This window comes from Prevotella sp. oral taxon 317 str. F0108, from assembly GCF_000162415.1.
Classification (GTDB): domain Bacteria; phylum Bacteroidota; class Bacteroidia; order Bacteroidales; family Bacteroidaceae; genus Prevotella; species Prevotella conceptionensis.
In genome coordinates, this window is record NZ_GG740072.1 from 579,973 (window position 1) to 602,286 (window position 22,314).

Annotated in this window: 15 protein-coding genes; 8 read left to right on the top strand and 7 right to left on the bottom strand. The window is 46.6% G+C overall.

Annotation, left to right across the window (positions count from 1 at the left end):
• The first annotated feature begins 1,417 nt into the window (after window positions 1-1,417).
• The 3 genes from HMPREF0670_RS02085 to HMPREF0670_RS02095 all read left to right on the top strand — a co-directional run bounded on the left by HMPREF0670_RS02085 (window position 1,418) and on the right by HMPREF0670_RS02095 (window position 5,328).
• Window positions 1,418-2,800 carry a LysM peptidoglycan-binding domain-containing protein gene (locus HMPREF0670_RS02085; protein WP_044077840.1) on the top strand — a complete coding sequence of 461 codons (1,383 nt, stop codon included), beginning with the start codon at window positions 1,418-1,420 and terminating at the stop codon, window positions 2,798-2,800.
• 3 nt (window positions 2,801-2,803) lie between these two features.
• Window positions 2,804-3,550, top strand: coding sequence for a porin family protein (locus HMPREF0670_RS02090; RefSeq protein WP_044077608.1), 747 nt, complete (start codon window positions 2,804-2,806; stop codon window positions 3,548-3,550).
• Window positions 3,551-3,654: 104 nt separating this feature from the next.
• The gene (locus HMPREF0670_RS02095) at window positions 3,655-5,328 is read left to right on the top strand and encodes a peptide MFS transporter (RefSeq protein WP_009229509.1); all 1,674 of its coding nucleotides are present in this window, start codon (window positions 3,655-3,657) and stop codon (window positions 5,326-5,328) included.
• A 181-nt stretch (window positions 5,329-5,509) separates the two neighbouring features.
• On the opposite strand, the gene kbl is transcribed toward HMPREF0670_RS02095, so the two are convergent.
• The gene (gene kbl / locus HMPREF0670_RS02100; RefSeq protein ID WP_009229510.1) at window positions 5,510-6,697 is read right to left on the bottom strand and encodes a glycine C-acetyltransferase; all 1,188 of its coding nucleotides are present in this window, start codon (window positions 6,695-6,697) and stop codon (window positions 5,510-5,512) included.
• A gap of 183 nt (window positions 6,698-6,880) precedes the next feature.
• On the opposite strand from kbl, the gene HMPREF0670_RS02105 reads away from it, so the two are divergent.
• The gene (locus tag HMPREF0670_RS02105) at window positions 6,881-7,837 is read left to right on the top strand and encodes an NAD-dependent epimerase/dehydratase family protein (RefSeq protein ID WP_009229511.1); all 957 of its coding nucleotides are present in this window, start codon (window positions 6,881-6,883) and stop codon (window positions 7,835-7,837) included.
• Between the two features lie 400 nt (window positions 7,838-8,237).
• Here the strand turns inward: HMPREF0670_RS02105 and uvrA are convergent, their stop codons facing one another.
• A complete protein-coding gene (gene uvrA, locus HMPREF0670_RS02110) occupies window positions 8,238-11,069 on the bottom strand; it encodes an excinuclease ABC subunit UvrA (protein ID WP_009229512.1) in 2,832 nt (943 codons plus the stop codon).
• Between the two features lie 163 nt (window positions 11,070-11,232).
• Between uvrA and HMPREF0670_RS02115 the strand changes: the two genes are divergently transcribed.
• From HMPREF0670_RS02115 to HMPREF0670_RS02125, 3 genes are read left to right on the top strand one after another with little or no spacing between them, the layout of a single operon-like run.
• Window positions 11,233-11,892: a DUF6249 domain-containing protein gene (locus HMPREF0670_RS02115; protein ID WP_009229513.1), complete on the top strand. Its 660-nt coding sequence runs from the start codon at window positions 11,233-11,235 to the stop codon at window positions 11,890-11,892.
• Window positions 11,893-12,444: an RNA polymerase sigma factor gene (locus HMPREF0670_RS02120; RefSeq protein ID WP_009229514.1), complete on the top strand. Its 552-nt coding sequence runs from the start codon at window positions 11,893-11,895 to the stop codon at window positions 12,442-12,444. It begins immediately after the preceding gene.
• Entirely contained in the window at window positions 12,428-12,772 is a 345-nt protein-coding gene (locus HMPREF0670_RS02125) for a DUF5056 domain-containing protein (RefSeq protein ID WP_044077609.1), read from the top strand. The genes HMPREF0670_RS02120 and HMPREF0670_RS02125 overlap by 17 nt, the downstream gene beginning before the upstream one ends.
• 1,083 nt (window positions 12,773-13,855) lie before the next feature.
• On the opposite strand, the gene HMPREF0670_RS02130 is transcribed toward HMPREF0670_RS02125, so the two are convergent.
• The 5 genes from HMPREF0670_RS02130 to HMPREF0670_RS02150 form a co-directional block, all read right to left on the bottom strand.
• On the bottom strand, window positions 13,856-15,280 hold the full coding sequence (locus HMPREF0670_RS02130; RefSeq protein WP_044077610.1) for a threonine/serine exporter ThrE family protein: 1,425 nt from the start codon (window positions 15,278-15,280) through the stop codon (window positions 13,856-13,858).
• Between the two features lie 125 nt (window positions 15,281-15,405).
• Window positions 15,406-16,134, bottom strand: a complete 729-nt coding sequence (locus HMPREF0670_RS02135) for an SDR family NAD(P)-dependent oxidoreductase (RefSeq protein ID WP_009229517.1) — start codon at window positions 16,132-16,134, stop codon at window positions 15,406-15,408.
• A gap of 246 nt (window positions 16,135-16,380) precedes the next feature.
• Window positions 16,381-17,742, bottom strand: coding sequence for a tRNA lysidine(34) synthetase TilS (tilS, locus tag HMPREF0670_RS02140; protein ID WP_009229518.1), 1,362 nt, complete (start codon window positions 17,740-17,742; stop codon window positions 16,381-16,383).
• Window positions 17,743-17,777: 35 nt separating this feature from the next.
• Entirely contained in the window at window positions 17,778-18,965 is a 1,188-nt protein-coding gene (locus tag HMPREF0670_RS02145; protein WP_009229519.1) for a class I SAM-dependent rRNA methyltransferase, read from the bottom strand.
• Between the two features lie 56 nt (window positions 18,966-19,021).
• A complete protein-coding gene (locus tag HMPREF0670_RS02150) occupies window positions 19,022-19,645 on the bottom strand; it encodes a 3'-5' exonuclease (RefSeq protein WP_044077611.1) in 624 nt (207 codons plus the stop codon).
• 112 nt (window positions 19,646-19,757) lie between these two features.
• Here HMPREF0670_RS02150 and HMPREF0670_RS02155 point away from each other — a divergent pair, with 112 nt between their 5' ends.
• A complete protein-coding gene (locus HMPREF0670_RS02155; RefSeq protein WP_009229521.1) occupies window positions 19,758-22,241 on the top strand; it encodes an FtsK/SpoIIIE family DNA translocase in 2,484 nt (827 codons plus the stop codon).
• The last annotated feature ends 73 nt before the right edge of the window (window positions 22,242-22,314 follow it).

Consider the following 22,314-nt stretch of genomic DNA (forward strand, 5'->3'; position numbering starts at 1 on the left):
GTGAAGAACAAATCAACCCATAAACCTATAAACTCATAAAAGCCCAATAACTGCCGAATACATTTACTCATCAACTTACGAACACACCAACTTCCGAGTATGTCAACTCGTCTACCCACAAACTCACCAACTCAAAAGCTTAAATTTGTTATCTTTATTTTACAAATACGTTCAAGGTTTTACTCCCTTCTAGCGAAAATAACGGCTATAAAGTAGGTAAATAGCCGTTGTTTCTATCCTTTCACGCCTTTCTTGTTGTCTACTTTCGAGAATTAGACCTGCGTTTTGCACCATTTTGCCTTTCTAGTTTGGTTGGAGGTTCGATTTTTTTCAAGCCCAAATGCACCCATTTTACCTCTAAAAACCCACTTTTCGATATACATTTTGCCCCTGTGGGGCACATATTTCATGGTTTAAGAAGGTTTTATTTATGCTATTTAAGCGGATGGTTATACTTTTCATCTTGCGTTTAGCACCAAAATAGCTTGCGTTTAGCACCAAAACGTATTGCATTTAGCACCAAAACGCATTGCATTTAGCACCAAAACGCCTTCCATTTAGCACCAAAACGCACTCCGTTTTACTGCAAATAGCCTGTAATCTGGTGCAAATGGCTGTCTTTCCACATAAAAATTCATTTTGCTACATTCACAGGCTAAACCTTTTTTACATCAAAACCAACCTTCGCGAGAATCGCTTATTTGGGGCAAGGTGGGCGGTTGGTGAATTACGATGGCACTCATAATGTTAAATTTCTTGCTGAAAAGCTGACAAAGTTTGAGTCGCGGAGTAGACAAGAGGGAGGTGCTAACGAGTAGACAAGTTGACGAGTTGATAACTTTATGGGTGGACAAGTTGCTGAGCTGCTAAGTTTTTGTCGAAAGTAAATGCTTTTGTAAAGATACGATTGTTTGGAACAAGCAACCATGTTACCTTGAACAAAACCCTACGAAAGTAATAGCAGTGGTGCTTAACTGGTTCGCGATAGTTGATGCTTTAATTCCTTTTGTGGAGCGTGCAATATCTAGTTTCGGTCTATTAAATCCACGCTGTGAATCCCATTTTAAGCAACACGTCACATTGTCGTTTGTTTTTATCTATCATAAGCTCACTTGCCTTTTAGGTTTCTTACTTCATTATGTACTCTCAAAATGCAAGCAATGTTCGCTTAGATAAAACCTACAAAGTGAGCAGCGGTACTTTCTTAAACAGACCTATAATCAAACAATCGTATCCAAGGTTTTGGCATTATAGATGTTCTCATTCTAAACAGGCTTATATATGAATTAGGTCTCTGCGATGGTGTCAATGGCTTATTGATACGTAAGAAATACAGAATAGTATGCAATTAATTTTAAAATTCATTGCTCATTCTTTCAAAATCGTTATCTTTGCAGTAACCAATTTTGGAAGAACAATGACAAAAGCAATTATCAGATACCTGTTCGTGCTGTTCGTGGCTTTTCTTTGCATACCTGTAGATGCCCAGAACTTAAAGTGGCGCGACATGTATCAGGTGAAGAAAAAAGACACTCTTTTCGGCATTGCCAAGAACTTTGGGCTAACGTTGGAAGAACTTATCAACGCCAACCCAGAGATGAAAGTGGCTGGATATGAGTTGAAGAAAGGCGACTACATTTTTATCCCTTATCCTTCGAACGCCACCGAGAAACCCACGAACACGGTGCCTGCTGTCAAGCTGCAATCGCAAAACACAGCCCGTTCCACTTCACAAGAGCAACATGCTAAAACCATCAAGGTTGGTTTCGTGTTGCCCTTGCACGACGTGGATGGCGACGGAAAGAGGATGATAGAATACTACAGGGGTTTTCTAATGGGATGCGACAGCCTGAAACAACAAGGCTATTCAATCGACATACACGCATGGAACGTGCCGATAGACGCTGACATTCGCGCCACACTTCAAAACGCAAGCATTCGTAATTGCGACATTATATTCGGCCCGTTGTACACAAAGCAGGTGAAGCCCCTGTCCGACTTCTGCAAAGGGGCTGGAATTAAGCTGGTTATTCCCTTCTCCATTTGGGGTGACGAAGTAAGTCGTAACCCTGAGATTTTTCAAGTTTATCAATCTACCGACGAACTGAACAATGCCGCAATAGATGCCTTTATCTCACGTTTCGGAAACCAACACGCAGTGTTTATCGACTGTAACGACTCTACAAGTAAGAAAGGAATCTTTACTTTTGGCCTTCGTAACCGTTTGAATGCTCGAGGTGTAAAGTACAGCATTACCAACTTGAAGTCGAGCGAAGAACTTTTTGCTAAGGCATTCAGTCGCACGCAGCCTAACGTTGTTGTGCTTAACACAGGCCGTTCGCCCGAACTAACAGTGGCTATGGCCAAACTTAAAGGGCTTGTAGCCAGCAATCCAAGTGTTGTGGTGTCGCTTTACGGCTATACAGAGTGGTTGATGTACACCAGAAACAACCTCGACAACTTCTTTAAGTTCAACGCCCACATCCCCACAACCTTCTATTACAATCCACTCTCGACGCGAACACAGCAGCTGGAAGCAGGCTATCGTCGTTGGTTTGGTGTGGAACCGCTATACGCTTTGCCCAAGTTTGCGCTGATGGGCTACGACCATGCCCAGTTCTTCTTGCGCGGATTGCATAAATATGGTAAGGCATTTAATGGCAGCAAGGCACAAAGTGCGTACGCAACTGTGCAAACACCGCTCAACTTCAAGCGAGTAGGTAGCGGCGGAATGCAGAACCAAGCATTCATGTTAGTGCGTTATACCAACGATAAACGGATAGAACTAATCAGTTATTAACGCATGAAAACAAGAACATTGGCAATTGTCGCCGCGTGTTTGATAGCTAACAATATGTGCAAAGCGCAGATAGGGGCCTACCGCAACAACTTCTCGATAGGTTTCAATGGCGGATATGTGTTGAGCAATGTTGGGTTTAACCCTCGTGTTGACCAAGGCTATCATGGTGGCATTACAGGCGGATTGTCTTTTCGATACGTGTCAGAGAAATACTTCAATACCATCTGCTCCATCTATGCCGAGGTAAACTACGCCTCATTGGGGTGGAAACAAGACATTCGCGACTTGGAACGCAACCCCGTAGTGAATGCAACCACGGGATTGGCCGAGGAATATAGTCGCACGATAAACTACATACAGGTGCCAATATTCGCGCATTTGGCATGGGGTAGGGAGACGCGTGGCGCACAATTCTTTTTCCAGGTGGGCCCACAAATGGGTTTCTACCTTGGTGAGAGTACTAAAACAAATTACGATGTGTCTACCCGAAACCTAACCGACAGGGCTAATAAGGTGACGGAACAAGAGGCCATGCCCGTTGAACGAACGCTCGACTATGGCATAGCAGCAGGCTTGGGCATGGAGTACAGCATACCTCGTGTGGGACACTTCCTTTTAGAAGGACGTTATTATTATGGGTTGGGCAACATTTATGGCGACAGCAAGCGCGACTACTTTGGCCGCTCTAACTTCGGCAACATTGTTGTGAAGATGGCATACCTGTTCGACCTTACCCACACATCGAAATGACAAACCATGTAGATGGCGACATTCTCACCCAGACAAGTTTTCATTTTGCTAGGAAAAATACATTAAACAAAATATCATTCATTAAAAACTAAAAATTAACGATTATGTTTGAAGGTCAACCGAAAGGACTTTATGCATTGGCATTAGCCAATACTGGCGAGCGCTTTGGTTATTACACGATGCTTGCCATCTTTACCCTCTTCTTGCAGGCCAAGTTTGGTTACACGGCTACAGAGACGTCTACCATCTTCGCTAGTTTCCTCGGGTTTGTCTATTTCATGCCGCTTATCGGCGGAATCCTAGCCGACAGGTTCGGTTATGGCAAGATGGTAACCTCGGGTATTGTCATTATGTTTTTGGGTTACGTGCTGCTGGCCATCCCCACAGCCGCCGACTTCTCTGGCAAGGCCATGATGTTCGGTGCGTTGGCGTTGATATCGTGCGGCACGGGCTTGTTTAAGGGCAACCTTCAAGTGTTGGTGGGCAACCTTTACGACAATCCCCAATTAAGTTCCAAGCGCGATACTGCTTTCAGTCTCTTCTACATGGCCATCAACATCGGTGCGCTTTTCGCTCCCACGGCTGCCACCAAGATTACCAACTACGTGCTGGCAGGCTCCAACTTCACCTATGAACCGCAGATTCCTTCATTGGCACACCAATTCTTGGATGGAACAATCAAAGCCGATGGTAGTGTGCTGCTCGAACAATTAAAGGCTGCACAAGGATATGCAGGTGACATGACCAGCTTCTGTACCACTTACATCTCAGAGCTTTCACGTGCTTACAACTATGGGTTTGCCGTTGCTTGCGTATCACTTGTCGTGTCGATGATTATCTATGTGGTGTTCCGTTCAACCTTCAAGCATGCCGATGTAAACAACAAACAGAAAGCGGCCAAGGCTGGTAACGATGCCGTTGCCGAACCCGAATTGAGCCCTGCTGAAACCAAACAGCGCATTGTTGCTTTGCTGTTGGTTTTCGCGGTAGTTATTTTCTTCTGGATGGCGTTCCACCAAAACGGACTGACGATGACCTTCTTTGCGCGCGACTACACCGCCAAGTCGGTTGTTGGACTTAACCGCTTAGGTTTCGACATCCTTAACTTGGTACTGATAGTAGTGTCTGTTTATAGTGCCTTCTCGCTATTCCAGTCTAAAACCACCAAAGGCAAAACCATAGCAGCGTTGGTATTGGCAGGCGCCATTATTGGCATAGTGGCCAATTATTCATCGCTTGAAGCCGAAATTAAGATTTTACCTCAGATCTTCCAGCAGTTCAATCCCTTCTTCGTTGTGGCCCTAACGCCAGTATCTTTGGCTGTGTTTGGCTATCTGGGTCGCAGGGGTAAAGAGCCCACTGCACCTAGAAAGATTGGTTATGGTATGCTTATCGCTGCCTGCGGTTTCCTCGTTTTGGCTATTGCATCATTTGGCTTGCCCACACCAACAGAGGTTAAGAACTCCGGTATCAGCGACAGTTTGCTCGTTTCTCCCGACTGGCTTATTTCTACTTACCTCGTGTTAACCTTTGCCGAACTACTTCTTTCGCCAATGGGTATCTCGTTTGTCTCTAAGGTTGCACCTCCTAAGTATAAGGGAATGATGATGGGTGGATGGTTTGTGGCTACGGCCATTGGTAACTATCTTGTTGCCATCATTGGTTATCTATGGGGCGACATGCAATTGTGGATGGTATGGAGCGTGCTTATCGTTTGCTGTTTGCTGTCTGCCTTGTTTATCTTCTCCATCATCAAGCGGTTGGAAAAGGTTTGCTAAGACTTAGTTCTGTTAACTTATCAAATCATAAGGGGATGCAACCAAGAGGTTGTGTCCCCTTTCTCATTGAAAGAAAAGGGTACGCAAGTTAATAAAGTCTATCTTTGAAGAGTTGATAAAGAAAAACTCCCGAAGGGTAGATGCAATCCTTCGGGAGCGTATATATAAAAGGTGGGAGGGCTTATTTTAGCACTCCAAGTTCTTTACCTACCTTAATGAAAGCCCCAATACACTTGTCTAGTTGCTCGCGATTGTGACCTGCGGAAATTTGCACCCTGATGCGTGCTTGCTCTTTGGGTACAACGGGATAATAGAAACCTGTTACGTAAATGCCTTCGTCGAGCATGCGCGACGCATATACCTGCGACAATTTAGCGTCGTAAAGCATCACCGCACAGATGGCACTCTGAGTGGGTTTGATGTCGAAACCAGCCGCCATCATCTTGTCGCGGAAGTAGTTAACGTTGTCTACTAGCTTGTCATGAAGTTCGTTGCTCTCGGCCAACATCTTGAAAACTTCGATGCTGGCGCCAATGATGCAAGGCGCAAGTGAATTTGAGAAGAGGTAAGGACGACTTCTTTGGCGCAACATGTCGATAATTTCTTTGCGGCCAGTAGTAAATCCGCCCAAGGCTCCACCAAAGGCCTTGCCCAATGTTCCTGTGTAAATGTCAACGCGACCATAGGTTTTGCAAAGTTCGCTAACGCCATGTCCCGTTGCGCCAACCACGCCTGCCGAGTGCGATTCGTCTACCATTACCAACGCATCGTATTTTTCTGCCAAGTCGCATATTTGATCCATAGGCGCCACATTGCCGTCCATTGAGAACACGCCATCGGTAACAATGATGCGGAAACGCTGTTGTTGCGCCTCTTGCAGACAGCGTTCAAGGTCGGCCATGTCGGCGTTTTGGTAGCGATAGCGTTTTGCTTTGCAGAGTCTAACGCCGTCGATGATGGACGCGTGGTTAAGTGCATCGCTGATAATGGCGTCTTCGTCGGTGAAAAGTGGTTCGAACACGCCTCCGTTAGCGTCGAAACAGGCGGCATAAAGAATGGTGTCTTCGGTTTGGAAGTAGTTGGATATGGCCTGTTCCAGCTCTTTGTGGGCATCTTGTGTGCCACAGATAAAGCGAACAGACGACATGCCGAATCCCCTGCGGTCCATCATGCGCTTTGCACCTTCGATAAGGCGAGGATGGTTAGATAGGCCTAAGTAGTTGTTGGCGCAGAAGTTCAACACTTCTTTTCCCTTCACCGTGATAGCAGCTTGTTGAGCACTCTCAATGAGCCTTTCCTCCTTATAGAGTCCGGCCTCTTTAATCTCAGCGATGCTCTTGCTGAGATGTTCTTTCATTTTGCCATACATAATGATCCTTAAATTTAAGTTACAAAGGACAAAGTAAATCATTTTTTTTGATACAAAGGTCGTAAATGGAGTTTTTTTTGCGAACTCGTGAAATTTTAAACTTCTTTAAATATTAACTTTTTATACATATAAGAAAAAGCGTTTACTTTGCATCTGAAAAACAAAAAAACAGATAAAACAGTTATGAAAAATGTTTTAGTCATTGGATCTACGGGCCAGATAGGTTCTGAACTTACTGGTGAATTAAGGAAACGTTACGGTAACAGTAACGTGGTGGCAGGCTACATTCAGGGCGCAGAGCCCAAAGGCGAGCTGAAAGATGCAGGACCTTGTGCCATTGCCGACGTGACAAATCCGGAGATGATTGCCGAAGTGGTGCGCAAGTACAACATCGACACCATCTACAACTTGGCCGCTTTGCTTTCTGTTGTGGCCGAGAGCAAGCCACGATTGGCATGGAAAATCGGCATTGATGGTTTGTGGAACATCTTGGAAGTGGCACGCGAGAATGGTTGTGCTGTGTTTACGCCTAGTTCGATTGGTTCGTTCGGACCCGACACGCCTCACGTAATGACACCGCAAGACACTATCCAACGCCCTGCTACTATCTATGGTGTATCGAAAGTAACAACCGAATTGTTGAGCGACTATTACCAAAAGAAGTATGGCGTTGACACGCGTTCGGTGCGTTTCCCTGGCATTATCTCGTACGTAACACCTCCTGGAGGTGGAACAACCGACTACGCCGTAGACATCTATTACTCGGCAGTTAAAGGCGAAAAGTTTGTTTGTCCCATCGGTAAGGGTACGCGTATGGATATGATGTACATGCCCGATGCCCTGCATGCTGCCATCCAACTGATGGAGGCAGACAAGGATAAACTGGTACATCACAACGGTTTTAACATCGCCTCTATGAGCTTTGACCCCGAAACCATCTACCAAGCCATTAGGAAATACAAGCCTGAGTTTGAAATGGTTTACGAAGTTGACCCCTTGAAACAGAGCATCGCCGACAGCTGGCCCGACCAAATGGACGATTCGGCTGCAAGGAAAGAGTGGGGCTGGATGCCGCAATACGACCTCGACTCGATGACCAAAGACATGTTGGAGAAACTTACTGAGAAACTGTTGAAGTAAAAAACACTTTGAAACGCCTCTCTTGATATACATGCGTTGGTGTGGCGACAACTACGCACTGCAATGTGGCGCAGACACAAAGAGGTCTGCAATCTACCTAAAATAAGATACACACTTGCCGCAAACAACGGATTGACCTTTTAGGCGAATGCTTTTGTTAAGCCAAACGAACAATGCCAAGCTTGCTTGTACATTGCCTTGGTGAGAAAAGAACACTATGCTTGCCCAATGACAATCTGCTGAAAACAACATCAAAAACAAAACTAATGCGCATTATTAAAGAGGAGTTTCTCTTAAACACAGATGCTTAATGGCAGTTGGTTGAACGAATGTTATATGCTGTTCTGCCAACTGCCATTAGCATTTTGCCTATTGTTGGGATAGGGTGGGGCGTGGTTTGTTAGCTTTCCAACTGCGCTTTCAAGTATTTTCCGGTAATACTCTCCTTGCAATTGGCCAGCTCTTCGGGTGTTCCGGCAAACACTAACTTACCTCCGCGGTCGCCTCCATCGGGTCCAAGGTCGATAACATGGTCGGCACACTTTATCACATCCATGTTGTGTTCAATCACAATGACAGAGTGACCGCGTTCTATCAACGCGCCCATAGCCTTTAACAACCGCTTAATATCATGGAAATGAAGTCCTGTCGTTGGCTCATCGAAGATGAAAAGCGTAGGTTCGGCCTTCTCTTGCCCAATGAAATACGCTAGTTTCACGCGCTGATTTTCACCTCCTGAAAGGGTAGACGAGTTTTGACCTAGCTTAATATAGCCCAAGCCAACGTCTTCAAGTGGCTGTAATCTATTGACAATAACTGTTTGTTTATGGGCGGCGAAGAACTCAATGGCCTCCGAAACGGTTAGGTCTAGAATGTCGTTAATGTTCTTTCCCTCGTAGCGAACGTCCAAAACATCTTGTTTAAAGCGTTGGCCATGACATGTTTCGCACTCTAAAATCAAGTCGGCCATGAACTGCATCTCCACTGTTATCACGCCTGCGCCCTTGCATTCCTCGCATCGTCCGCCCTCGGCATTGAACGAAAAGTATTGAGCCGAAAACCCCAATTGCTTGGCTAAGGGCTGATTTGCGAAGAGTTGGCGTATGGGTTCGTATGCTTTAACATAGGTGGCAGGGTTCGAACGCGTACTTCTGCCGATGGGATTTTGGTCTACGAACTCGATATGTTTCACCCGTTTAAGGTCGCCTTCCAGCGCAATGAACTCTCCTGGTGCGTCGGCAACGTCGCCCATGCTGCGTTTAAGGGCAGGATGAAGTATGCCTTTGATGAGCGATGACTTGCCCGAACCGCTTACGCCCGTTACAACTGTCAGCACATTGAGCGGAAAGGTAACATCAATGCCTTTGAGATTGTTCATGCGAGCGCCCTTCAATAGTATCGACTGGTTCCACTTGCGCCTTGATGTTGGCGTGTCAATCTTCTCTGCTCCCGTGAGATAAGCAACGGTATGGCTGTTGGGGTACTTCTCTAAGGCATCCTTTGTGATGTAGGATGCAGGGGCATTAAATACAATTTCGCCGCCCAAACGTCCTGCATCTGGGCCAACATCAATGAGATGGTCGGCCTTTCGCAGTATATCCTCGTCGTGTTCCACCACAATTACAGTGTTTCCTATTTGCACGAGGTCGTTCAGAACCTTTATTAAGCGGTCGGTGTCGCGACTATGTAGGCCTATACTGGGCTCGTCGAGAATGTATAACGAGCCTACTAGCGAGCTGCCTAGCGATGTGGTGAGCTGTATGCGCTGGCTTTCGCCGCCACTAAGTGTGTTTGATTGGCGGTTAAGTGTGAGGTAATGCAACCCTACGTCGAGCAAGAATTGTAGTCGGTTGTTTATTTCGGTGAGCAAACGGGCAGCAATCTTGGCGTCATAGTCGTTTAGTTGCAAGTTGTCGAACCATGTTTTAAGCTTGCCGATGGGCATTTCCACGAGGTCGGCAATGCTCATTCCGTCTATCTTAACCCATGTAGCCTCTTTCTTCAAGCGTGTTCCATGACATTCGGGACAAGTTGTTTTGCCGCGATAGCGATTCAGCATCACGCGGTATTGTATCTTATATTGGTTCTCGCGTACCATCTGAAAGAAAGCATCAATGCACACCTGCTCGCTGATGTCGCGCCCCTTTTCGGATGGAAGTCCGTGCCAAAGCATGTCTTTTTCCTTTCTCGACAACTCGAAGTAAGGCTTAAAGATGGGAAAGTTATCTTGTGCGGCACGCCTGCAAAACTCTTCTTTCCAAATGCCCATCTTGTCGCCATGCCAGCATTGCACGCAACCATCGTACACGCTAAGCGTGGAATTGGGTATAACAAGGCTTTCTTCTATGCCGATAATCTTGCCAAAGCCCTCGCATGTGGGGCAAGCACCTAGGGGAGAGTTGAAGGCAAACATGTTGTCCGATGGCTCTTCGAAGGTCATGCCATCGGCCTCAAATCGCGAAGAGAATTCGTAGGTGATGTTGGAAGGAAGAAACACCAACCTGCATTCGCCATGACCTTCGTACATGGCAGTCTCTACCGAGTCGGTTAGTCGCGAAAGGTGTTCCTTGCTATCGTCTACGGCAAGTCGGTCTATGAGCAATAGGTATTCGTCGGCGTTGGCTGCTTTCAGCCTTTCCTCGTCTTCCACAAGCTCGTCGATGCGTACAAAGTCGCCTTTGTGCCACAATCGGGTGTAACCCTCCTGAACAAACATGTTGAGTTGTTTCTCAAAAGTTCTTTCTTCTGGTATGTGTATGGGCGCAAGCACCACGAACTTTGTTCCGTTGGAGTATTGTTTGGTGCATTGTATCACGTCTTCCACGCTGTGTTTCTTCACTTCTTGTCCCGAAACGGGCGATATGGTCTTGCCTATTCGCGCAAAAAGCAGGCGCATATATTCGTATATTTCGGTAGAAGTGCCCACTGTTGAACGTGGGTTTCGCGTATTAACCTTTTGTTCGATGGCAATGGCAGGCGGCAATCCCTTGATGAAATCGCATTCGGGCTTGCTCATATTGCCGAGAAATTGGCGTGCGTATGAAGAGAGCGACTCCACATAACGGCGCTGTCCTTCGGCATAAAGCGTGTCGAAGGCCAACGAAGACTTGCCCGACCCGCTAACGCCAGCAATGGCAATGAACTTATTTCGAGGTATGTTAAGGCTGATGTTTTTGAGGTTGTTTACCCTGACTCCCTTTAACTCTATATGTTTATCTATTTCATTTATCATAGTTGTACGAATATCAATCAATGCGTTGACGTGCAAAAATACAAATAAAATCCGACTTACATCATCACTTCCGTCACTTTTACGATACATTTTTACGCATCTTCTGCAACTAAATCGCATTCGTTTGCGTCTTATATACGTAAAAACGATAAACAACAACACAATGAAAAAATATCTATTGGCATTTTCCATGCTGTTTCTGGTCGGAGTTACGGCCGTGGATGCCACCCCAAAACACCGACATCGCCACAAAACAACAACCGTATCGGTAAAGACCGACAGCACATCTGCGGCCATTGAGGTATATTCAGACACTGCTTCTGCCAACGGTTCGGGTTCGGATAGTGCCTATGTATCCAGCTCGTGGGACGACGACGATGACGTCCACGAAGATTTTGGTCATTTCATTAATAGAGTTGCTGGCCATGGCCCAGGAGCCACGATTGCAGTCATTATTATCGTCTTTCTCGGTTTTATTCTTGCGTGTGCGCCCTTCCTAATCTTTGGTTTAATTATCTATTATATGGTAAAGCGACACAACGACCGCGTAAAATTGTCGATGAAGGCCATGGAAATGGGCCAATTGCCGCCTGCAAAGGCCGATGCCGCGTTTGCCGAAAGCGATGAGATGCTGTGGAAAAAAGGTGTTAAGAACTCGGCTCTTGGCTTGGGACTGGCCTTGATGTTCCTCATGTTCGATGCAGAAGGCCTTGCTGGTGTGGGTCTGTTGGTGTTGTGCTACGGACTTGGACAGGTGTACATGGCACGCGCATCTCGCAAGAAACGCGAAAATAAAGACGAAAACAACCATCCCGAATTCTAAATGAACGTGACGCAGCTCAACGATAATACACTGGTTGCCTTGGCGGCTGAACAACACAACCGTAAAGCTTTTAACGAGCTGGTTGTGAGGTATCAGTCGCCCATCAGGCGATTCTTTCTCAACCAAACGTTGGGAAACGAGCCGTTGAGCGACGACTTGGCACAAGACACATTCGTAAAAGCCTACCTCAATATCACCAAATTCAGGGGCGACTCGGCCTTTTCCACTTGGCTGTATCGCATCGCCTACAACGTTTTCTACGACTATACACGCAGCAACAAGCACACCGAAGATTTGGAAACGACGGAGGTAGCACGGCGAAACGCAGAGGTTTCCGACACAACCGTTTCGCTCGACATTTACGACGCATTGAACAAGCTGAGCGACTACGAACGAACATGCGTTACTTTACAACTCATGGAGGGCCAGCCCATCGACAAAATAGCCGAGATAACGGGCATGGCCGCAGGAACTGTAAAGTCGCATTTGTTCAGAGGAAAAGAAAAAATGACCCGATACTTAAAAGAAAATGGATATGACAGAAAGAGATGACGAATTGTTGATGCAGTTCTTTTCGGAGCATAAACAAGAAATATTCGACAACGGCTTTTCTGAACGCGTGATGCAAAAGCTGCCCCGTTCGGCCATCCGCACCTACAACAGGGTATGGACGCTCTTCTGTTGCATGGTGGGTTTGGCGTTTATTCTGCTTACGCGGGGTTGGGAACAGGTGGCACGCATTGGCCACATCCTAAGCTCGCAGTTCTATGATGCACTGTATGGCTTAAACCTAATGAGTTTCACGCCCATTGTTCTGTTTGTTGCCATGCTCACGTTCATCGGCGTAACGGTTTACAATCTCAATCTCTCGAAAGATTAGCATTGGGATAATTGTTCACATTCATTATCTTGCACTAGAATAACAAAAGGGGCAGGCGAGTTCATCGTATGCCCTTTTTGTTGGGCATTGATGTCGTTCTAAACGGTTTTATAAGCTTGTACGTCTTCAAGAATCTAATGTTATAAATCACACATAAACTGTCTTTTTGTCCCTATGATAAGCTTTGGCCTTACTAAGTTTAACCTTTTGGTCATGTTTATTGTTTTGTGTCAGGATACGAGTAACGCCATACTTTCTTTTTAGCCTGAACGAGCTAACAGGCATCCTTGTAAGGTTTTCATGCCATTCATGTCGTTTCTTTACGGGGAGATGTCAATATTTACGCTTGTAATTTAACATTAAAAGAGCTCTCTCAATCCACCAAACACTCACCTTGCCTCAAATAATCGATTCTCGCGAAGGTTTGTTTGGATGTAAAAAGGGCTTAGTGGTAAATGCAGGCAAAATGAATTTATATTCTCCTAAAGCACCTTTTGCACCAGTTTTTGGGCAATTAGCAGCAAAATGTAGTGCGTTTTGCCGCTAAATGCAATGCGTTTTGGTGCTAAATGCAATGCGTTTTGGTACTAAATGGAAGGCGTTTTGGTGCTAAATGCAGTGCGTTTTGGTGCTAAATGCAATGCGTTTTGGTGCTAAACGCAAGGCAAAATGGTGCCAAATGCAAGGCGATTAAGCATAAAGATACGTTGAAATGGTATAAACAAAACCCTTTCGAGACATGAAACACATGGCTCAAAAGGGCAAAATATCCATTAAAATGCAGGTTTTTAGGGGCTAAAAGTGCGTATTTCAGCATAAAAAATAATGAGCTGGCAGCCAAACTAGAAAGGCAAAATGGTGCAAAATGCAGGTTTTCTTCTTAAAAAAAGATAGGCTGGAAACCGCGGTAGGTTAGAAATAGTGGATATTTGCCTACTTTCTGACCTAGATTTTCGCTAGAACGGAGTGAAAATTGGAGTGGTTTTGTAAAATAAAAAAACGATTTTTAGTTTGTGAGTTTATGAGTTTGTGAGTTTATGAGTTGGTGAGTTCATAATCTCACCAACTCACCAACTCATAATCTCAGTTAGATTTTATCTCGGCAAGGTCTACAAACTTACCGCGAGCCTTTCGTTCTTCAATCAAACGTTTTAGTTTGCGTTGTCTATTGGGTGCAATCCATTTCCTAGCAAAGATGTTGGGGATGGCCACACCAATGGCAATGCACAAAACAATGAGCGATGCACGGATGCCATTTGTCATGGCTGTGGTTAGTTCGCCCACAACGCCGTGCATGTCGAGCAAGGCAAAGAGGCAACGATACATCAAAACACCAGGCACCATAGGGATGACTGTGGGGATGGAAAGGCATTGATGGGGCAGATGGACCCAATGAACCACCTTGATATAGATGATACTGATAAGCGATGCGCCGACTAACGAACCGATAACAGGCCCCAAATCCAATCCGATGTTCCCTGAACTGTCGCCAAAGTTGATGTAGTTTCGGGTGCATACAGCAACTATTCCGCCCAGAGCAAGTACCCACAATTGTTTTGGTGGGAAGTTATAAATGGTGGCAAAGCCCATCGCCGAGATGGCGGCAGCTATGGCATACTCCCAATAACTGTGGTGGGGAATCATGCTAAGGTCCTTTACGAAGTTGTCTATACCGCACACACGAATGGCGAATACAATGCCGAAGGCCATGGCCGAAACAATAAGTATGGTGTTAATTCCACGGATAATGCCCACTTCGATGTTGTTATCTAGCACGTCGTTAACGAAGTTGATGATGGGCACACCCGGCACAATAAACAACGCACAGGCCATCAGCGGATGCCAGGGAGTGACGGTTTGTAGTGCACAGGCAAGCCATTGGGGCATGTCGGCCACCAACTGCGAGTTGGCAAAGGTGCCCAATAGCCACGCGATGATGGTGGAAACAAAGGCAGCAACGGCAATGTTGGCATAGCCGTTAGAGCCAATCTCGTTGAGTTTTGTACGCAAGCGGAAACCCAAGGCTGCGGCAAAAGATGCGTAAAAGAAGGCCGTCCAATCGCAACCAAACTGAATGCAGAACCCTCCACAGGCAAAACCTGCGGCAATGGCAACCTGCCAAGGGGTGTAACTGCGCTTGCGACTGCCAATTTTGTTGAGTTCTTCTTCGTAACGGTCTAGCGAATAGTCTTCTCTAATGGCACTCCACGACAGCTTGCTGATGTCGGAAATGGCGCGCATTTCAATGCCATGTTTGTCGCAACGCTGAAATTTTGAAAACGAATGTGTACCATCGCTGAGGTTTACCATCAGCATGTTGTAGGTGATGTGGATGTGCAGATGCTCTTCGTTAAGCCCCAAATAGGCAGCAGTTCTTTTCATGTTACGCATAATGCGACTCGTGTCTGCCGAACTTTCAACGAGAATTTTGCCTGTGCGAAGTAATAAATCTAGTTTTCTTCGCAATAGTTTTCTGGACTCAACCTGTTGATTTTCTTCAATGTTCATCGTTTATATTGAACTAAATGTTTATAATAATGTCTCTTGAAAGCATCTACAAAATTAATAAAAACTAACGAAACGTACGAACATTTTGGGGCTTTATCGTACTTGCGAAGCGATGGATGGCCGCATTAGGCTTTGCCAATATTTATCTTTCGCCAACAACAGTTGGGTATCATGCGCCAAATGCGAACCATCAGTCGATAACGCCAGTCGATAATTCGCACACGTTTTTTGCGCCTTAACGCCCACATGATACGTTCGGTAACATGTTCAACCGTCATCAACATGGGGTAGTTGTCGCCCGTAAGAATGGGAGTGTCTACAAAACCAGGCCTTATGTCGGTGAAGATTATGGGCAATTTGCGTTTCACAGCCAATTGGTCGAGTGCTTGAATATAAGCGTTTTGGAATGTTTTTGACGCGCTGTACGAGGCCGCGCTACCAATACCCTTAGTGCCTGCAACCGATGAAATAACGGCAATATGTCCGCCGCCGTTGTCGGCCATGTAGTTAAACACGAAGTCTACCATGCGTGCAAAGCCCATCACGTTGGTGGCTAGCGTGGCTTGCTCGATGCTTTCGTCTAGCAAAGTGTTTTGTTTACCAATGCCTGAGGCATGAAAATAGAGGTCGATACCACCCAAGCGGACGATAAGTTGCGATAAAGACGTTGTCGCCTCGGTGTCGGTAATGTCAATGCGCTGTGTAAATACCCGTTCGGGAGCCAGTTGTGTTAATGTTTCTAGCGGTTCTAGTCGGCGAGCAGAAAGTCCCACCATCCAACCTTCTTCAATAAGACGCTTGGCAACGGCATAGCCAATGCCCGACGATGCGCCCATAATAATAGCCTTTTTCATTGTCTTTTGGTTTGATAATTGTTTCTTACAATCATTTTTTAGCGACAAGTACGCCGCATGGATTGTGCTGTTGGGGGGTTACGAATTGGGCAAATGCCCACTTTAGAGAGTTTAAGCTTATAAGTTATTGAAGTGCTGAACGATATTGTCTCTCACTTCAAGTAAAATAATTACAAACTTATAAGCCTTGTGGAGAGTACAAAGACCAAAGAACTCAGACACCGACGAACCTGCAAACTAAGGAATTTAAATCTCCATATAGTCGAGTTGTAAGAAGCGGGTTGTTCTTTCCGTTATCCTAAAACGGTTGTCTGTGCGTTCGCCCACGAGCCACAAAAGCGCATCGTTGGCATCGAAAACGGCTAGTTGTCGTTGTCGGTCGAAGTACGAGCGCTTTCTGTCTGTTAGAAAATTGCTTACTAATTTAGAGGTCCGCATGCCGAAAGGCACAAATCGGTCGGCTGGTTTTATGTGCCTAACCATTAGCGGAAAGGCGATGTTGGCCATGTCGAGATGTGCACAATGAGGAGCCTTACTGGGTGAAAAACGTTCGTTTTTTACGCCTTTACTTACCTTTATGCGCACATTTGGCGAGAAAACATAGGTTCCTTCTTCGGGTATGCGCATTGTTTTGGCCAGTTTGCTGGCAGGCAGCGTTTGCTCAACCAAGAGCATTTGCCTATCAATAACAAGTGTATGCGTGGGCGATTGCCACTGCTTACCCGTTTGTTGATCAAGATTTTGCGCTATCTGTTCTATTTGGGCAGGCGCAAAGCCAAGAGGGTGTATTAGCTGGAAGAGCACATATTCGGGCGAAGGTGTTTGCCTTAGCCTGTCTATCGAGATGCCCAACCGCCATCTTGGTTCATCTTCGCGCACCACCGTAGCATCGTTTGCATGTCTTTCAATGGCAGGATTAAATATCTTTTCTGCCTCGGCAAGCCTTTCTATTGTTTTTGCGATGTTGTTTGTAGAAACGCGATTGATTTCTGTTAGCAGGGGGACAAGTGTTAGCCTGATTTTGTTTCGTGTGAAATCGGTGGTCAGGTTGGTACTGTCGGTTACGTATGGTTGACCCAGTGCTTGCAGATAGTCAAGCAAGTGGGCGTGCGAAACGGCGAGTAGAGGGCGCAGCACGTGCCCGTTTCGAGGTTTCATACCCGTAAGGCCGCTTAGCCCCGTGCCCCTTATAAGGTTGATGAGCATGGTTTCAACGTTGTCGTCTTGATGGTGGGCCACGCAAATTCCATCCATATCTAGGTCGTTGCGAAGTTTCTCGAAATGGTTGTAGCGCAATTCGCGTGCTGCCATTTCTATGCTAAGCTTGTGCAAGGCGGCGTATTCGGCGGTGTCGAAGTGCACAGTATGGAAAGCTACGCCATGTTCTCGGCATAGGTTTTCGCAAAAGGCCTCATCGCGAAACGACTCTTCGCCGCGTAGTTTGAAGTTGCAATGCACAGCATCTACCTTATAATCCAGGCGTAAGAGCATGCGGAAGAGCGCCACACTGTCGGCTCCACCCGACAGGGCAACGAGGTATCGACCACTTGCCGAAAGCAAGTTATGGCGGTCAATGTATTGGCTTACCTCTCGTTCAATCTTCTTCATGCGCACTTTGGGTGTTGTTGGGTGGCGCAGGCCTATTATTCTACGTATAGCACAAGTCCCTTTAAATACTCGCCTTCGGGATGGAAAATGTTGATGGGATGGTCGGCAGGCTGGTGCAATTGGTGCATGATGCGGACCTTGCGACCAGCTTGTGTGGCAGCCGTAAACACGGCATTGCGGAATTGGTCTTTGGTAACCACCTGACTACAACTGAATGTGAAGAGCAGACCGCCAGGCTTAATACACTCGAACCCCTTAGCGTTGAGCCGCGTATAGCCTTTAAGTGCATTGTGAAGTGCGGCGCGATGCTTGGCAAATGCAGGGGGGTCTAGCACAATGAGGTCGTATTTGTTTTCGTTGGCGTTTAGAAATTTGAATGCGTCTTCGCAGAAAGCCTCGTGCCTATTGTCGTTGGGAAAGTTCAGTTCCACGTTTTGGTTGGTCAGTTCGATGGCCTTTGCGCTGCTGTCTACCGAGTGAACGAGCTTGGCGTTGCCGCGCATAGCATACACCGAAAAGCCTCCTGTGTAGCAAAACATGTTGAGAACGCTTTTTCCCATTGCGTACTTTTCGAGCAGCGAACGATTATCGCGCTGGTCGATAAAGAACCCTGTCTTTTGTCCTTTCAGCCAATCAACGTGGAAAAGCAAGCCGTTTTCCATGCCCGTATTGTTCTCGCTGTCGCCATAGATAAACTCATTCTCTTGTCCCAACTCGGCTTTGAAGGGTAGGGTAGTGTCACTTTTGTAATACACATTCTCTATGCGAGAGCCCATAACCTCAACCAATGCCTTGCAAATCTCGTGTCGGGCAAGGTGCATACCCACGCTATGGGCTTGCATTACGGCCGTTTTTCCGTAGCAATCAACGATTAGTCCTGGCAGATTGTCGCCTTCGCCATGCACTAGTCGGTAGGTGTCGTTGTCGGCTTTGTTGGCAATGCCGATGGCCAAACGAGCGTTTAGTGCCGAGGTTAGGCGGGTTTTCCAGAAGTCGGCGTTAATTTCCACATCCCTGAAAGACAGCACACGCACGGCGATAGAGCCGATTTGATAATGCCCCACGGCGATAAAGTCGCCCCCATTTGTGAGCACGCGCACCAGTTCCCCCTCGTCAATGTCGCCCTTTTCGGCAAAATGACTGATGGCCCCAGAGAACACCCAGGGGTGAAAACGCTTTAAACTTTCTTCCTTTCCCTTTTTAAGATATATTGATTTGTACATACTGTTAATATTGCCAGATGATGTTGGATAAGTGTTTGGTTGCAAATGACCTGGCGTTAGTCTTGCTCGTTAATCACCAATTCGTAGTCGCCACTTTGTTTTAGGCGTAAAATTTCCTTGTATAAGTTGATGCAAGCCCATGCGTCGAGTGCGGCATAGGCTTTCTGTTTGTCGTTCAGAACATCCGAATCCCAATTTGTTAGCCGTTGCCTTTTGCTTATTTTTTGGTGAAAGAGGTTGGCGTAGAGCTTTTGCAGGCTTAGGTCTTCGATGCCCAATTCGCCCACAAGGTCTTGCAAGTCGATAAAGAAACCAGGCGTGAACGCAACGCGCTTGTGCAAGGAGAGCATGTCATCGTGAAGTGACAAGCCCACCATCGGCACCGCCTTATTTTCTAAAAGGCGCAAGATAGCAGGGGTTATGCCAATGTGGTTGAGCCTGAAAAGGAAACAAACGTCGCTTGTTGACACCTGCAAGAGCGACACCATGTGCGTCTCCCCCTTCTTAAACGAGGGGCGCGTCTCGGTATCTACGCCCAAGATGTCTCGGCTAAGAAGGAAGTCCACTGCCTTTTCTGCCTCGCTTTCGCTCATCACCACCACCGTTTTACCGGGGAAGGTGACGGTTGGAAGTTGTGCAATGCTTTTCTTATCGAATTTGTTATATATAATCTTTCTCATTTCCACTTCGAGTTATAACGTGTTGCAAAATTAGAAAAAAGTTGTGACTTTATAGGCCTTTCTTGGTTTTTTACGCTAATTTTGCAGTTGATTTTCAGATAAAAAAGCAACGATGGTAAAAAGAAAGACAGAGAGTAAGCCAAAAAGGAAAAGCTCAACGTTCTCACTTAGCGGCATATTCAAGATAAGCAACGAACGAACCGACTTCGTTTTAGGTATTGTACTCATCCTCTTGGCTGTGTATGTGGGCTTAGCTATGTTCTCTTTTTTCACCACAGGAAAGGCTGATCAAAGCATATTAGAAGACCTTCGACCCGGCGAATGGCTCAATACAGGCAAGGAATTTTCCAACTATTGCGGTTCGTTGGGAGCCATTTTGGCCTACACGCTCATAACGCTCAACTTCGGTTTTGCTGCTTTTGCCATTCCCGTCTTCATACTTTTAGCGGGCGCTAAGCTAACGCGCGCTTACAAGGTGAACCTTTGGAAAACCTTCTTTTACCTTGCCATTATCATGGTTTGGTGTTCGGTGGCCTTCGCTAAGTTCCTTACACCGCTTACTGGTAGCCTTACTTTCAACCCCGGTGGCAATCATGGCCTGTTTTGTGTGCAGAATATTGAGAACATGATAGGTCCTCCTGGGCTTACTGCCTTGTTGTTCATCGTGGCTTTGGCGTTTCTAACTTACCTTAGTGCAGAGACTGTTTCGTTTGTTCGCAAAGCTATAAATCCCGTTAAATACATCACTAGCAAGGTGAAATTCACCATTGCCAACAATGGCAGTAGGACCGTCCCTGCCGACAAGGACGAGGAAGTAGAGGTTGAAACGCGCCAAGAAAACGGCCAGGCAAACGACGATGAAGGTCTGAAAGATGAAGAAAACGGGCTGCCAACGGTTGTGGATCTTACCGACGGAACAATGGGATTAGGCGGCGACAAACCGTTTGGCGGTGCACATTCCCATAAAGAACAGCAGGCGAACGGCGACCCTTCGGCGCAGCTGAAAGTGGAGATTCCACAAGGCGAAGAAACAGCTAGTGGCCGAGAACTAACCGCTGCCGAGGTGTTGAGCACGCCCATCAACCCCTTAGAGCCTTTCTTATCTTACAAATACCCCACGCTCAACTTGCTGAAAGCCTACGACAACGACAGTAAGCCCTATGTGGACATGACCGAATTGAAGGCCAACAACGACCGAATTATCAAGGTATTGCGCGACTTTGGCGTTGAAATAAGGGAGATTAAGGCAACGGTTGGCCCAACTATTACGCTCTACGAGATAACGCCAGCCGAGGGCGTGCGCATCAATAAGATACGAAACCTAGAAGACGACATTGCTCTGAGCCTTGCAGCACTGGGTATTCGTATCATCGCACCCATCCCCGGCAAGGGTACTATCGGCATAGAGGTGCCCAATAACAAGCCCAACATCGTGTCGATGGAAAGCATTCTCAATTCAAAGAAGTTCCAAGAAACAAAGATGGACTTGCCTTTGGCCTTGGGAAAAACCATCACCAACGAAGTATTTATGGTAGACTTGGCCAAGATTCCACACTTGCTTGTGGCTGGTGCAACGGGTCAAGGTAAGTCGGTTGGCCTTAATGCCGTCATCACCTCTTTGCTCTACAAGAAACATCCCAACGAATTAAAGCTTGTTTTGATAGACCCGAAGAAGGTTGAGTTCAGCATTTACTCGCCCATCGTTAACCACTTCTTGGCCAAAGTGCCCGAAGAAGATGATGAACCCATCATAACGGACGTTACAAAAGTGGTTCGTACGCTCAACAGTCTTTGCAAACTGATGGACACGCGCTACGACTTGTTGAAGGCAGCTGGTGCTCGTAACATCAAGGAATACAATGAAAAGTTTGTCAATCATAAGCTGAACCTCACCAAGGGACACGAGTACATGCCCTATATCGTGGTGATTATCGACGAGTTCGGCGACCTTATCATGACTGCCGGCAAAGAAATAGAGTTGCCAATAGCACGTATTGCACAGCTTGCGCGTGCCGTAGGTATACACATGGTGATAGCAACCCAACGCCCAACAACAAGCATTATCACAGGTAACATCAAGGCAAACTTTCCAGGAAGAATGGCTTTCAAGGTGAGCGCAATGATTGACTCGCGTACCATTCTCGACCGCCCAGGTGCCAATCAGCTCATCGGGCGCGGCGATATGCTTTTCCTTAACGGCAACGAGCCTGTTCGTGTGCAGTGTGCATTTGTTGATACGCCCGAAGTTGAGCGCATCAACAGGTTTATTGCAGACCAACCCGGTCCCGTCGAGCCAATGGAACTGCCCGAACCAAACACCGAAGAGGGGGGCATTGGCGGCGGAACGGCCGACATGAACAGCCTTGACCCCTACTTTGAAGAAGCAGCTCGCGCCATCGTTATCTCGCAACAAGGCTCAACAAGCATGGTTCAAAGGCGTTTTTCCATTGGATACAACCGCGCAGGGCGACTGATGGACCAGTTGGAGGTGGCTGGCGTCGTGGGCATAGCACAAGGCAGCAAGCCCCGAGAGGTGCTCATCACCGACGAAAACACGCTTAACGCCCTGTTGGCTAAGCTGCGTGGGGCTGGATAAGCCACTTATTGCCCGGCCATATCGTGCCAATTGACACAACGAAAAATAATTATCACTTTAAGCTATAGATATA